The following is a 12351-nucleotide window of genomic DNA, read 5'->3' on the forward strand; positions in this document are numbered from 1 at the left end:
CGGCAACCCCAAGGAGACCGACCATGGACCGCCGCACGCTGCTGAAGACCGCCCTCGTCCTTCCCCTGCTCCCCTTCGCCGCGAGGGTGGATGCTTTCGTCACCGGCGAAGGCCGCTGGCTGAAACCGGGCGCCGCCGGGTGGCCGACGGACGCCGACTGGGATGCTCTGAACCGGCAGGTCGGCGGGCGCCTGTCGATCCCGAAGAACCCGTTGCTGGACCCGGCCACCCGTGCCGAGGCCCTCGCCAACATCGACAACCAGTTCTACGTCGGTGACCAGCCGGGCCTTACCCAGACCGGGGCTTACTACCGCGCATGGACCTCCACGCCGAGCGCCCGGGTGCTGACTGCGGAAAGCGCCCAGGACATCGCCACGGCGGTCACGTGGGCGCGGAAGCACCGGGTACGCCTGGTGATCCGCGGCGGCGGACACAGCTACCTCGGCGCCTCCAACGCGGCGGACTCCCTGCTCATCTGGACCCGACGGATGAACACGGTCGACATGGTCGACGGATTCGTTCCGCAGGGCGCCAGGGCGGGCACCGCCGGAGTGCCGGCGGCCCATGTCGGCGCGGGCGCGATGTGGATCGACGCGTATCACGCGGTCACGACGACCGGCGGTCGCTATATCCAGGGCGGCGGCTGCACCACGGTGGGCTGCGCCGGCTTCGCCAACGGCGGCGGCTTCGGCAGTTTCTCGAAGGGCTTCGGCACCGGCGCGTCCAACCTGCTGGAGGCCGAGGTGGTGACCGCGGACGGCAGGATTCGCGTGGTGAACGCCTTCCAGGATCCGGAGCTGTTCTGGGCCCTGAAGGGCGGCGGCGGTGGCAGCTTCGGCGTCATCACCCGGCTCACCTTCCGCACGCACGACCTGCCCGACATGATCGGCGGCATATCGGGCACCCTGCAGGCCGACGGCGACGACGCGTACGCCGCCCTCGTGGCGCAATTGCTTCGCCACTTCCGCGACCGCCTCTGCAACCCGCACTGGGGCGAGTCGATGGAATTCCACGGCGATCGTCGCGTCGACCTGAAGATGCTGTTCCAGGGTCTCGACGAAGACGCGGCCAAAGACGCGTGGCAGCCGCTGCTCGACTGGGTGGCCGCGCGACCGGCCTATCGGTGGAGCGAGCCGTTCTGGGCGAAGGCGCTGCCTGCGCGCCGTTTCTGGGATATCCGCTTCTATCGCGACCATGGCCTCCACTTCGCGGTACCCGACGACAGGCCGGGCGCCCCGGCGTATCACATGATGTGGGCGGGCGATAAGGAACAGGTGGGCACCTACCTCTACGCCTACACCTCGGCCTGGCTCCCGTCGCGCCTGCTCCAGGACGGCAACGTCACCACCCTGGCCACGGCCATCGTCGACGCCTCGCGGGAGCAGGGCTTTGCCCTGCACTTCAACAAGGGACTGTTCGGTGCATCCGCGGACACCCTGGAACGCGTCCGCGACACCGCGATGAATCCCGAGGTGCTGGACGCCTTCGCCCTGGCCATCATCGCCACCGGCGGGCCTTCGGTGTTCGAAGGCCTGCCCGGCGCTCATCGCGACGACGTGAAGGCACAGCGGGGAGAAGACGCCACGCGGCGGGCCTACGCGCGGCTCACCCGGGTGGCCCCGGGCGCGGGGGCGTATTTCTCGGAGAGCGATTATTTCCAGAAGGATTACCGTAAGGCGTATTGGGGCGCGAACGGCTCGCGCCTCGCGGCGGCCAAGCGGCGCTACGATCCGGACGGCGTCTTCGTCGTACGGAACGGGGTGGCTTGAGGGCGCGTCGGACGCCTCAACGGATGACACTGTTCCACCGGCGAAGCCGCCTGCATACTCGGCCCGCTTCGGGAGGTGGCGGCCGTGATCGATCCCATGACGTGGCGGACATGGAAAACGCGAGGGCTGCTGCTGGCCTTCTGGACCGCGCTCGCCCTTTCCTACGCGGCGAGCGCGGTGATCTCGTCGCGCGCCGAGGGCCGCGCCACCCCGTGGGGCGGCGTGCTGGCCTGGATGTTCTGCAACTTCTACCTATGGATGTTGCTGACGCCGCTGGTCGCCTGGCTCGGGCGACTGGGTGGCAAGGACGGATGGCGCCGCTTTCTCGCCGTGCACCTTCCCGCCGGCGTACTGGTGGCCCTGTTCCACACGGTGGTGGCCCTGTCGGCCTATTGGTGGATCAGCGGTCCGTCGCCGTCGATGAAAGACCGGACGCTCGTCGATTTCCTGCGGACGAGTGCCGTCTACGAGACGCACCTGGCATGGATCACGTACTGGGTGTTCGTGGTGGCCTTGCGCGCCGTCGCGTCCCGGAACCACCTGCGCGACGAGCGCCTGCGCAATTCCCACCTGGAAACGCAGCTCGTCCAGTCGCAGCTGCAGACGCTCCGCGTGCAGTTGCAGCCGCATTTCCTCTTCAACACCCTCAACGCGATCTCGGCCCTCGCGCTGGCCGATCCGATGCAGGCGCGGGCGATGATCTCGCGATTGAGCGACTTCCTCCGGCTCACCCTCGAGGAGCGACACGCCCAGCAGGTGCCGCTGTCGCGTGAGCTGGAATTCCTCGAATGCTATCTCGGCATCCAGCAGGTGCGTTTCCGGGACAGGCTGGTGACGCACATGGACATCGCCGCGGACACCCTGGGCGCGTTCGTGCCCAACATGATCCTCCAGCCCCTCGTCGAGAATGCCTTGCACCATGGTTTGCTGGACAAGCCCGAGCGAGGCACGCTCCAGGTCATGGCGCGTCGCGAAGGCGACGAGTTGCGCGTGGAGATCGTCGACGACGGCCTGGGCCTGCCGCCGGAAGGCACGACGACCGGCATCGGCCTGGGCAGCACGCGCACGCGCCTGGACATGCTGTTCGGCGGGCGGGCCACGCTGGCCTTGTCGCGGCGCGACTCGGGAGGCACCCGGGTCGAGGTGCGCCTTCCCTATCGGGAGCAGCCCGCATGAGCATCCGCGCGCTGCTCGTCGACGACGAGATGCTGGCCCGGCTGGCGATCCGGCAGGCCCTGGCCTCACACCCCGACGTCGAGGTCGTCGGCGAATGCGCCAACGCGACCGAGGCGAGGCAAGCCATGGCCGCGCTCGAACCGGACCTGCTGTTCCTGGATATCCGCATGCCCGGCGTGGATGGTTTCTACTTGCTGGATGGCATGGCGAACGCGCGTCCGCCGATGGTGGTTTTCGCGACCGCCGACGCGCGGCATGCGTTGCAGGCCTTCGACGTCAATGCGATCGACTATCTCCTGAAGCCCATCGACCAGGGCCGCTTCGACCAGGCCATGGCGCGGGTAAGGCGGCACCGGCAAGGTCTCGGCATGGCCGTGCCTGTCGCCCCGCCCTCCTACCTGCGTCGCATCAGCGTGACGTGCGGCGAACGCGTGCGCGTGATCGCCACGGAGGACATCGACTGGATCCGCGCCGACGGCAATTACGTGCACATCCACGCGGCCGGCGCGTCGCACCTGCATCGCGAGCCGCTGAGCGGTCTGCTCGCCGCGCTGGATCCCGCCCGGTTCCTGCGCATCCATCGCGGCATCGTCGTCAACATGGAGCGCATCGCCGAGATACATCCGCTCTTCCGGGGTAGCGCCAAGGTCGTCCTGCGCGATGGCACCCACCTCAGCCTGAGCCGCCGGTTCCGTGCGAGCGCGCGCCATGCGCTCGGCATGAGCTGACCGCTCGCACCACGCCGCGCCCCGCTCGTCCCACGGGCGATGCCGCCGATCACATTTCCCATGCGTGGCCGCGGGGTCGTGCCGCATCGTCCGTACGGCAAACCACACGGACACACGCCATGCGCACACACCTTCGATCGTCGGCCATCGCCATCGCCCTGGGATTCATCGCCATGACCGCGACGGCCGGGGAGATCGTCGGGCCCGGCATCATTTCCACGGGCCTGCAGGAAACTTCCGTCGCCGTTACCGCCGACGGCAAGACGCTCTATTTCATGCGCTCGGACGTCGCCGAGAAGGACGACACCATCCTGGTGTCGCGTCGCAACGGCACGGCGTGGTCCACGCCGGAAGTCGCTTCCTTCTCCGGACAATGGCACGACTCCGAGCCCACGCTCTCACCGGACGGCAAACGGCTCTATTTCGTGTCGAACCGTCCGACGACGCCCGGCGGCGAACCGTTGACGGCGGACTTCGCGGGACATCGATTCCCGGGCACGAACCTCTGGTACGTCGAACGCCAGGCAAACGGCGCGTGGAGCGAGCCGGTCCACGTCGACGGGGCGATGAACGACGGATCGCAGATCTACAACCCGTCGATCGCGGCGAACGGCAACCTCTATTTCTCGTCGCACCGACCGGATTCGGGTGCGTTCTATCAGATCTACGTCGCCCGTCGCACGCCCACCGGCTACGCCGCTCCCGAACGCATCGACCTGGGCGACGCGAAGAAGAACCGCATGGACCCGGCTATCGATCCCGAGGAGCGTTTCCTCGTCTACGCGGGCGACGAGGGCGATTCGCTGGGCCGTGCCGACCTCTACATCAGCTTTCGCGAGAGCGACGGCCGCTGGGGCAAGCCCGTGCATCTCCCCGGCGACGTCAACAGCGACTCGCTGGAGAACGCGCCTTCGCTCGGCCGGACTTTCGGTGAGCTTTACCTTTCCAGCAACCGTTCCGACGCGCCGCGGTACCCGAAGGTTCGCGACGACTTCGCGTCGCTTCAGCGCCGGCTGACCTCACCGTCGAACGGCTCGCGCGACCTGTGGCGGTTCGACATCTCGCAGACGCTGAAGTCTCACGGCATCGATCATTGACCGGAACGCCTACAGGCCGAAGTCGCTCAGTCCCGGATGGTCGTCGGGACGACGGCCCAGCGGCCAGAAGAACTTGCGCTCGCTTTCGGGGATCGGCTGGTCGTTGATGCTCGCGTGGCGGTTGACCATCAGGCCCTGTTCGTCGAATTCCCAGTTCTCATTGCCGTGGCTGCGGAACCAGTTGCCTGCATCGTCGTGCCATTCGTAGGCGAACCGTACCGCGATGCGGTTGCCGGTGAAGGCCCACAACTCCTTGATGAGCCGGTAATCGAGTTCCCTGTCCCACTTGCGGCGTAGCAGGGCCTTCAGCGCCTCGCGGCCGTCGACGAACTCGGCACGGTTTCGCCAGTGGGTATCGGGGGTGTACACGAGTTGCACGCGCTCGGGATCACGGGTGTTCCAGGCGTCTTCGGCCAGACGCACCTTTTCGATGGCGGAGTCGAGGGTAAACGGCGGGACGGGCGGGCGGATGTCCATGGGAATCTCCAGATAAGGGGTAGACAGGTCTGTCTACAAGCTTAGGCTAGAGCAAACAGACAGACCTGTCTACCCTTTTCTGCTATCCTTCGATCCCATGAACGACATGGCCCCCAAGCCCGCGCCGACATCCGCCGCGCGGGATCGCATCCTCAGGACCGCCCACGACCTCTTCTACGCCGAGGGGGTCCGGGCCACCGGCATCGACCGGGTCATCGCCGACGCCGGGGTCACCAAGGCCACGTTCTATCGCCACTTTCCCAGCAAGAACGACTTGGTCGAGGCGTTCCTGCACTTCCGCCACGAACGCTGGATGACGTGGTTCGACGACGCGTTGGCACGCCATGCGAGCGAGGGGCCGATGGCCGTCGTACACGCGCTGCGCGAGTGGTTCACGCAGTCCACGTTCCGCGGCTGCGCCTTCATCAATACGGTGGTGGAGCTCGGGGGAAGCGTCCCCGCCTTCGAAGACATCTCGCGCGGCCATAAACGGGACATGACCGATTCGATTCGTCGATCGCTCCCGGCCGACGCCTCGTCGGAAGCGAACGCCTCGGCAATCGCCCTGGCCGTCGATGGCGCCATCATCCGTGCGCAATACACGCACGATCCGGAGGCGGCGCTGCTGCCGCTGTCCCGGCTCATACAGGCGCTGGTGTCGCGGTGATGTGAGACCGGAAAGGGGGCCACCGATTCATCCTGCCGCAAGGCATCGCTTGGCAGACTCGCGATGGCAGTGACCCCGGCCTCGTGCCACGTACGGAGATCGAACCATGCGCCATTCCGCCCTGTTTCTCGCCGCTTCCCTGGGCCTCGTCCTCGCCTCGAGCGCCTACGCTTCCGACCGGCCCGACCCGGCCAAGCTCGCCACCAAGTGCCAGGACAAGGCGGCAAAGCAATTCGACGTGAAGAGCGATTACATCCAGTTGCAGCCTCTCCAGGCGGCCGACTCGGGTTATTCGATCGCGGGCGTCGCCGATGCCGGCATGGACGGCAAGAAGAACTTCACCTGCCAGTTCGACAAGAAGGGCAAGCTGGCCAACCTGGTGCCCGAGACCAAGTAAGTAGCCTTCGGCGAACACCGTGTACGACGCGTCACGGTGTTCGTTTCGGCCGACAACGCAACCCGGCGCCGTGCGTTCTAGACTCACGTATACCTTCCCCGAGGCGTAGAGTCGTCATGATCCCGTATGCACGTATGCTGCTCGCGTTCGCCGTCGGCGCCTGTGCCGCCGCGCCCGCCTTGGCCCGCGGCGACGACCCGGCCGCCCGTTTGGCGAAGATCACCGAAGGCCGCGTCGCCGGAAAGCCGCAGCGATGCATCGTCCTTTCGACGACCTACAGTTCGCAGATCATCGACAAGACCACGCTCGTCTTCCGCGTCGGCAACACCTACTACGTCAACCAGCCGAAGTCCGGCGCGAAGTCGCTGGACGACAACGACCTTCCCGTGATCCGCACCTTCGGGTCCCAATTGTGCGAACTCGACTCCGTCGACCTGATAGACCGTTTCGCGGGTGGTCTGCGTGGCTTCGTCATCCTCGGACCGTTCGTGCCCTATAAACCGGCACCCAAAACCCAGTGAGCGACACCGGCCCCGCGTTGACGGAGGCTCCGCTCCCCCGCTTCGCTTCGCGGGGCAAGGCCTTCGTCTACGTGCTGCCTTGTCGCGACCGCGACTTGCTGAAGGTGGGATTCGCCCGCGATCCGTTGCGCCGGTTCATGGACCTGCATCGCCGGTTCCACGCGTTCTTCGACCTCGAGCGCGGCCTTCTCGTCGCCGTCGAAAAAGTCACGCAGGCCCGCGCCATCGAGCGGGCGCTGCTCACACGCTTCGCCGAGGCGCGCGCCGCCGCGCCGCTGGAAGTCCGCGACGTGGCCGCCGGCAAGACGGAGTGGTACCAGGGCATCGATCCATCGGCGTCGCACCATGCCGCGATGCTCGCCGAGGAAGGTGGCCATGAGGTGATCGCGCCGCTACGCGCGTGGCTGGCCGGACGACTCGGGGAACATACCGACCGCGTCTACGACTGGGCCACGCGGATGTACGAGGCGATCGTCGAAGCGCAGGCCTACGGGGTGCCGGCCGAACGCGCCGAAGCGTCCTTGGCCCTGGCCATCGAACGCTACGAAAGCGTCGGCATCCGGGCCCGCGAACTCGTTCCCGACGATGTCGTGCAGTGGTACGAACGGCATTACCGAAGCTTGGCCTGATCCGGTCCTTGCCATGTCCAATTGAGAATCGTTATCATTTGGTAATTCAAGCCACCTGCGAGTAGCCGTCGCCATCGTGCAGGGCCGGCCCCCGATCCATTCTTCGTTACCAAGGGGTCACAACCATGCGCCTTCGATGCCACGCGCAGCCGCGCGTTCGCCTGCTTTGCCTCACCCTCATGGCCGCCTTGCCGCTGGCCGTGCATGCCGAATCGACGGACGGCGACGACACGGGCAGGAAAAACAAGGCCACCACGCTCGACACCATCAGCGTGCACGGCCAGCAGACCTCGCCGTACACCGTCGACCAGAGCACCGGGGCCACACGCCTGCCACTTACCTTGCAGGACACGCCGCAATCGATCAGCGTGATCACCGCGCAACGCATGACCGACCAGGACCTCACGTCGGTACGCGGCGTGCTCGACAACACCACCGGCGTGTCGTCCACCGCGTACGACACCGAGCGCGTAGTGTTCTGGTCGCGCGGCTTCATGATCGAGAACATGGCCTACGACGGCGTGCCGGTAGCGTCGAACCTCAACGCATCGTCGGCCGATGGCTCGCTGGATACCTCGATCTACGAGCGCATCGAGGTCGTTCGCGGCGCGACGGGATTGCTGAGCGGCGCGGGCAGCCCGTCGGCGATGATCAACTTCGTGCGCAAGCATGCCGATAGCCCCACGCCCCAGGCGGACGTCACGCTGAGTTACGGTTCGTGGGCGACGAAGCGCATCACCGCGGACGGTTCGACGCCGCTCAACGCCTCGGGCAGCGTGCGCGGCCGGTTCGTGGCAACGCACGAGGATGGCGACTCGTACCTCGATCGTTACCACAACCTGAAAAACGTCTTCTACGGCGTGGTGGATGCGGACCTGGGCGACAGCACGGTGCTGAGCGTGGGCTACGACTACCAGAAGACCCGGCCGACGGGCGTCACCTGGGGCTCGTTCCCCGCGTTCTACGACGACGGCTCGCTGATCCGCTGGAAACGCGGCTTCAGCAGCGCCGCCGATTGGACGCACTGGAACAACACCACGCGGACCGGTTTCGCCCAGGTCAGGCACGAGTTCGCCAACGGCTGGCAACTTCACGCCGAAGCCAGCCATCGCAAGACGGAGGCCGACTCGACCTTGTTCTACGTGTTCGGATTTCCCAACCGGGATACCGGCGAAGGCGTGACGCCCTATGCGTACAAGAGCCGCCAGCGCGGCCGCCAGAACATGGTGGACGTGTACGCGAGCGGGCCCTTCCAGGCCTTCGGTCGGGAGCAGGAACTGGTCGTCGGATTCAACGGATCGGATTACTCGAACGATTACTTCGACCACCCGCACGGTGACCTTCCCGATCCGGGAAATTTCCTGAGCTGGACGGGCAACTATCCCTATCCCGATTTCGCGTCGCAGTCCGAATTCGTGTCCGACACGCGTATCCGCCAGCAGGGTCTCTACGCCGCCGCGCGCCTGTCGCTGGCCGATCCGCTGAAGCTGATCCTCGGTGCGCGCCGCAGCCGCTGGAAGAACGACACCGACGATGCCACCGCCGGCATCTACCGCACCTCGCAGTCGAAGACCCTGCCATACGCGGGCGTCATCTACGATCTCACGCCGACCTACTCGGCCTTCGCCAGCTACACGAAGATCTTCGATCCGCAGACCAACCGCTTCGCCGATGGCAGTTACCTGGACCCCATGATCGGCAGCAGCCGTGAGGTGGGCATCAAGGGGCGCCATTTCGACGGCGCGTTGAACACGTCACTGACGCTTTTCGATACGCGACTGAGCAACGTGGCCGAGGCGGTACCTGGCGTGTTCCTGCCCGACGGCATCACCCAGGCCTATACCGCGTTCAACGGCACGCGCTCGCGCGGCTACGAACTGGAGGTCTCGGGCAAGCTCACCGATCGCTGGAACGGCACCCTCGGCTGGTCGCATTTCAACGTCAAGGCACCGAACGAAGGCGCCATCCATACCGCCCTGCCACGCGTGCTGGTGCGTGCTTTCACCACCTACCAGCTGCCCGGGAGCTGGAACGGCCTCACCGTCGGCGGCGGATTCAATTGGCAGAACGCGAGCAAGGCGCCGGTGGATGGGCCTGCCGGCACGCAGTACGTACGGCAGTCGTCGGTGCTGCTCCTTGGTGCCATGGCGCGGTATGCGTTCGACGACCACGCATCGTTGCAGGTCAATGCCGACAACCTGCTCAATCGGAAGTACTACGTGCTGGACGATTTCAGCAATCTGTACAACGCGCCGCCGGCGAGTTTTACGGTGAGCTTTACTTATAAGTTCTTCTGACGGGTTGCCGTGGCGTAGGTGGCGCGCTCGCCTGCTCGGGCGTAAGGCGCTGGGTTCCTGCTTGCGCAGGAACCCAGTGCCGAGCGCACGGCCATGCGATAACGCCGCTACGCCACCAGCGCCGCCGCCACGTAATCCATGAACGCCCTCACCTTCGCCGACTGGTGGCGTTCCTGCGGACATACCAGATGCACGGGTGAGGGAAGCGACCAGTCCGGCAACAGCTTCACGACCTCCCCGCTGGCGATCTCCGGCTCGAACAACCAGGTAGGCGTGTAGCACACGCCCATGCCCGCCAGCACGGCGGCACGCACGACCTCGCTGCTGTCCGTTTGCAGGTCTCCCGCCACGGGCACCCGCTTCTCGGTGCCCACCGGTTCGCTGGCCCCGGGCCCCGCGACGAAGCGCCAGGCGCTACGCATGCCGGTACCGGTGTAGACGATGCAGTTGTGATCCACCAGGTCGTCGGGATGCGTCGGCGGCTTGATGCCCTTCGGCAGGGAACGCAGGTAGTCGCGGTGCGCCAGCAGTTCGCGACGGTATTGGCCCACGCGGCGCGCGACGAGGCTGCTGTCCGGCAACTCGCCGATGCGGGCGGCCACGTCGATGCCACGCTCGACCAGGTCGATAAAGCCATCGCTGAGCTTCATGTCGATCTTCACGCCGGGGTGTTGCGCCATGAAGCCTCGCACCACCGGCATCAGTTTCAGACGGCCATAACCCACCGATGCGGCCACGCGCAGCCATCCCTTGAGTTGCTGCCGCCCGTCGACGAGCGACGCTTCCGCCTCGGCGATCTCCGCGACGAGGCGACGCGCCTGTTCGAAGTAACGCTCGCCTTCCTCGGTCAGGGCCAGCGAGCGCGTGGTGCGGGCGAGCAGCTTCGCGCCCAGTTCGCGCTCCAGCGCCGCCACCTGCTTGCTGATCGCGCTTTGCGTGCTGCGCGCATCCCTTGCGACGGCGGAAAAGCTGCCCGCCTCCACCACCCTCACGAACACCTGCATGGCTTGAAGCTTATCCACGGACGCGCCCTCATTCATTCTGAACTGGACTGAATGATATGACATCAGGCTTTCTAGTGCCGACTCGGGGAATCAATCAAAGTGCGCTCCATCGAGCCACCACCTCAAACGTTGGAGCCTGCCATGAACACCCCCGTCGTCCTGATCACCGGAGCCCTGACCGGCATCGGCCGCGCCACCGCGTTGGCCTTCGCGAAAGAGGGCGCCCGCCTCGTCTTGAGCGGCCGCCGCGAGGAGGCGGGTCATGCCCTCGCCGCCGAACTGCGCTCGATGGGCAACGACGCGGAGTTCATCCGCGCCGACGTGCGCCACGAAGCCGACGTCCGCCAGCTCATGGAAGACACCCTCGCGCGCTTCGGTCGCCTGGACGTCGCGGTAAACAACGCCGGTACCGAAGGCCAGCTCGGCCCCGTGTCGGAAGCGACGGTCGACAACTACGAAGGCACCTTCACCACCAACGTGCTCGGCACCCTGCTCTCGATGAAGCACGAGATGCGCGCCATGCAGGCCCAGGGCGGCGGCGCCATCGTCAACGTGTCGTCGATCGCCGGCCACGTCGGCATCGCCGGCGCCTCGATCTACGTCGGCAGCAAGCACGCGGTGGAAGGCATGACCAAGGCCGTGGCACTCGAAGGCGCCGCGATCGGCGTGCGGGTGAACGCGGTCGCCCCGGGTCCGGTCGCCACCGACATGCTCGATCGTTTCGTCGGTCGCGACGAGGACGCCAAGAGCGGATTCCTCGCCACCGTTCCCGCCAGGCGCGCCGCGTCGGTCGATGAGATCGCGCAGACCATCGTGTTTCTCGCCAGCGACAAGGCCCTTTACCTCACCGGCCAGATCGTCGCCGTCGACGGCGGCTATTCCGCCCAGTAACGCATCACCCATCCCTCAGGAGCATCGTCATGTCACGCATCAACGTTCCCACCCGCGAAGAAGTGTCCCCGGCCAACCAGGCCCTGTTCGACAACCTGAAGAAAGGCCTCGGCATGGTGCCCAACCTCTATGCCACCCTCGCCCATTCGGAAAACGCACTGGGCAGCTATCTCGCCCTGCAGAACGCGAAGAGCAGCATCACGGGCAAGGCGCGCGAAGTCGTCAACCTCGTGGTCAGCCAGGTCAACACGTGCGAGTACTGCCTGGCCGCGCATACCGTCATCGGCAAGATGACCGGCTTCAGCGACGAACAGGTGCTGGAGATCCGTGGCGGTACCGCCTCCTTCGACGCGAAGCTCGACGCGCTGGCACGGCTGACCAAGGGCATCGCGAGCCAGCGCGGCAAGGTCGACGATTCGCTGGTCGACGCGTTCTTCGCCGCCGGCTGGACGAAGGAGAACCTGGTCGATGTCATCGTCACCATCGGCGACAAGACCGTCACCAACTACCTGCACTCCGTTACCCGGGTGCCGGTGGATTTTCCGGCGGCGCCGACACTGGCCGCTTGATGCCGAGGTGAAGCGTCCACTCACTCCGGGTGGACGCTTCGTCGGCGTGTGTGCACGCTCGTCCACGACGACCGATGTCGAAGATCGGCAAATCTCTCTTTTTATGACGACGGCAGCGGTGCCTTTCGA

At 66.2% G+C, this 12351-nt stretch carries 13 protein-coding genes; 11 read left to right on the forward strand and 2 right to left on the reverse strand.

The genetic code is table 11. From position 1 onward, the window contains the following. Positions 1-23: 23 nt before the first annotated feature. The 4 genes from L2Y94_RS20320 (at position 24) to L2Y94_RS20335 (ending at position 4770) form a co-directional block, all read left to right on the forward strand. On the forward strand, positions 24-1769 hold the full coding sequence (locus L2Y94_RS20320; RefSeq protein ID WP_247371633.1) for an FAD-binding oxidoreductase: 1746 nt from the start codon (positions 24-26) through the stop codon (positions 1767-1769). Positions 1770-1853: 84 nt separating this feature from the next. Further along, entirely contained in the window at positions 1854-2945 is a 1092-nt protein-coding gene (locus L2Y94_RS20325; RefSeq protein ID WP_247371635.1) for a sensor histidine kinase, read from the forward strand. Beyond that, on the forward strand, positions 2942-3673 hold the full coding sequence (locus L2Y94_RS20330; RefSeq protein WP_247371638.1) for a LytR/AlgR family response regulator transcription factor: 732 nt from the start codon (positions 2942-2944) through the stop codon (positions 3671-3673). Before L2Y94_RS20325 ends, L2Y94_RS20330 begins: the two co-directional genes overlap by 4 nt. Positions 3674-3792: 119 nt before the next feature. Further along, positions 3793-4770 (forward strand): TolB family protein, encoded by a 978-nt coding sequence (locus L2Y94_RS20335; protein ID WP_247371640.1) that lies wholly within the window; start codon positions 3793-3795, stop codon positions 4768-4770. A gap of 9 nt (positions 4771-4779) precedes the next feature. On the opposite strand, the gene L2Y94_RS20340 is transcribed toward L2Y94_RS20335, so the two are convergent. Continuing rightward, positions 4780-5247, reverse strand: a complete 468-nt coding sequence (locus tag L2Y94_RS20340; RefSeq protein ID WP_247371643.1) for a nuclear transport factor 2 family protein — start codon at positions 5245-5247, stop codon at positions 4780-4782. Between the two features lie 97 nt (positions 5248-5344). Here L2Y94_RS20340 and L2Y94_RS20345 point away from each other — a divergent pair, with 97 nt between their 5' ends. From L2Y94_RS20345 to L2Y94_RS20365, 5 genes are all read left to right on the forward strand, one after another. Beyond that, positions 5345-5914, forward strand: a complete 570-nt coding sequence (locus tag L2Y94_RS20345; protein WP_247371646.1) for a TetR/AcrR family transcriptional regulator — start codon at positions 5345-5347, stop codon at positions 5912-5914. A 106-nt stretch (positions 5915-6020) separates the two neighbouring features. After that, entirely contained in the window at positions 6021-6311 is a 291-nt protein-coding gene (locus L2Y94_RS20350; protein WP_247371647.1) for a hypothetical protein, read from the forward strand. A gap of 116 nt (positions 6312-6427) precedes the next feature. Continuing rightward, on the forward strand, positions 6428-6832 hold the full coding sequence (locus L2Y94_RS20355; protein ID WP_247371650.1) for a hypothetical protein: 405 nt from the start codon (positions 6428-6430) through the stop codon (positions 6830-6832). Beyond that, positions 6829-7461: a GIY-YIG nuclease family protein gene (locus tag L2Y94_RS20360; RefSeq protein WP_247371652.1), complete on the forward strand. Its 633-nt coding sequence runs from the start codon at positions 6829-6831 to the stop codon at positions 7459-7461. Before L2Y94_RS20355 ends, L2Y94_RS20360 begins: the two co-directional genes overlap by 4 nt. Before the next feature lie 125 nt (positions 7462-7586). Then, positions 7587-9758: a TonB-dependent siderophore receptor gene (locus L2Y94_RS20365; RefSeq protein WP_247371655.1), complete on the forward strand. Its 2172-nt coding sequence runs from the start codon at positions 7587-7589 to the stop codon at positions 9756-9758. Positions 9759-9865: 107 nt separating this feature from the next. Here the strand turns inward: L2Y94_RS20365 and L2Y94_RS20370 are convergent, their stop codons facing one another. Beyond that, the gene (locus L2Y94_RS20370) at positions 9866-10780 is read right to left on the reverse strand and encodes a LysR family transcriptional regulator (RefSeq protein ID WP_247371657.1); all 915 of its coding nucleotides are present in this window, start codon (positions 10778-10780) and stop codon (positions 9866-9868) included. Positions 10781-10903: 123 nt separating this feature from the next. On the opposite strand from L2Y94_RS20370, the gene L2Y94_RS20375 reads away from it, so the two are divergent. After that, positions 10904-11653, forward strand: coding sequence for an SDR family NAD(P)-dependent oxidoreductase (locus L2Y94_RS20375; protein WP_247371659.1), 750 nt, complete (start codon positions 10904-10906; stop codon positions 11651-11653). 29 nt (positions 11654-11682) lie between these two features. Continuing rightward, positions 11683-12222 (forward strand): carboxymuconolactone decarboxylase family protein, encoded by a 540-nt coding sequence (locus L2Y94_RS20380; RefSeq protein ID WP_247371662.1) that lies wholly within the window; start codon positions 11683-11685, stop codon positions 12220-12222. Positions 12223-12351 lie beyond the last annotated feature (129 nt).

Origin of the sequence: Luteibacter aegosomatis, from assembly GCF_023078455.1 — a bacterium.
Taxonomy (GTDB): domain Bacteria; phylum Pseudomonadota; class Gammaproteobacteria; order Xanthomonadales; family Rhodanobacteraceae; genus Luteibacter; species Luteibacter aegosomatis.

Bases quoted from the DNA above. Each gene is read 5' to 3' on its own strand.
- L2Y94_RS20320 (WP_247371633.1), top strand. From the start codon at position 24: ATGGACCGCCGCACGCTGCTGAAGACCGCCCTCGTCCTTCCCCTGCTC.
- L2Y94_RS20355 (WP_247371650.1), top strand. From the start codon at position 6,428: ATGATCCCGTATGCACGTATGCTGCTCGCGTTCGCCGTCGGCGCCTGT.
- L2Y94_RS20345 (WP_247371646.1), top strand. From the start codon at position 5,345: ATGAACGACATGGCCCCCAAGCCCGCGCCGACATCCGCCGCGCGGGAT.
- L2Y94_RS20335 (WP_247371640.1), top strand. From the start codon at position 3,793: ATGCGCACACACCTTCGATCGTCGGCCATCGCCATCGCCCTGGGATTC.
- L2Y94_RS20340 (WP_247371643.1), bottom strand. From the start codon at position 5,247: ATGGACATCCGCCCGCCCGTCCCGCCGTTTACCCTCGACTCCGCCATC.
- L2Y94_RS20350 (WP_247371647.1), top strand. From the start codon at position 6,021: ATGCGCCATTCCGCCCTGTTTCTCGCCGCTTCCCTGGGCCTCGTCCTC.
- L2Y94_RS20380 (WP_247371662.1), top strand. From the start codon at position 11,683: ATGTCACGCATCAACGTTCCCACCCGCGAAGAAGTGTCCCCGGCCAAC.
- L2Y94_RS20365 (WP_247371655.1), top strand. From the start codon at position 7,587: ATGCGCCTTCGATGCCACGCGCAGCCGCGCGTTCGCCTGCTTTGCCTC.
- L2Y94_RS20330 (WP_247371638.1), top strand. From the start codon at position 2,942: ATGAGCATCCGCGCGCTGCTCGTCGACGACGAGATGCTGGCCCGGCTG.
- L2Y94_RS20375 (WP_247371659.1), top strand. From the start codon at position 10,904: ATGAACACCCCCGTCGTCCTGATCACCGGAGCCCTGACCGGCATCGGC.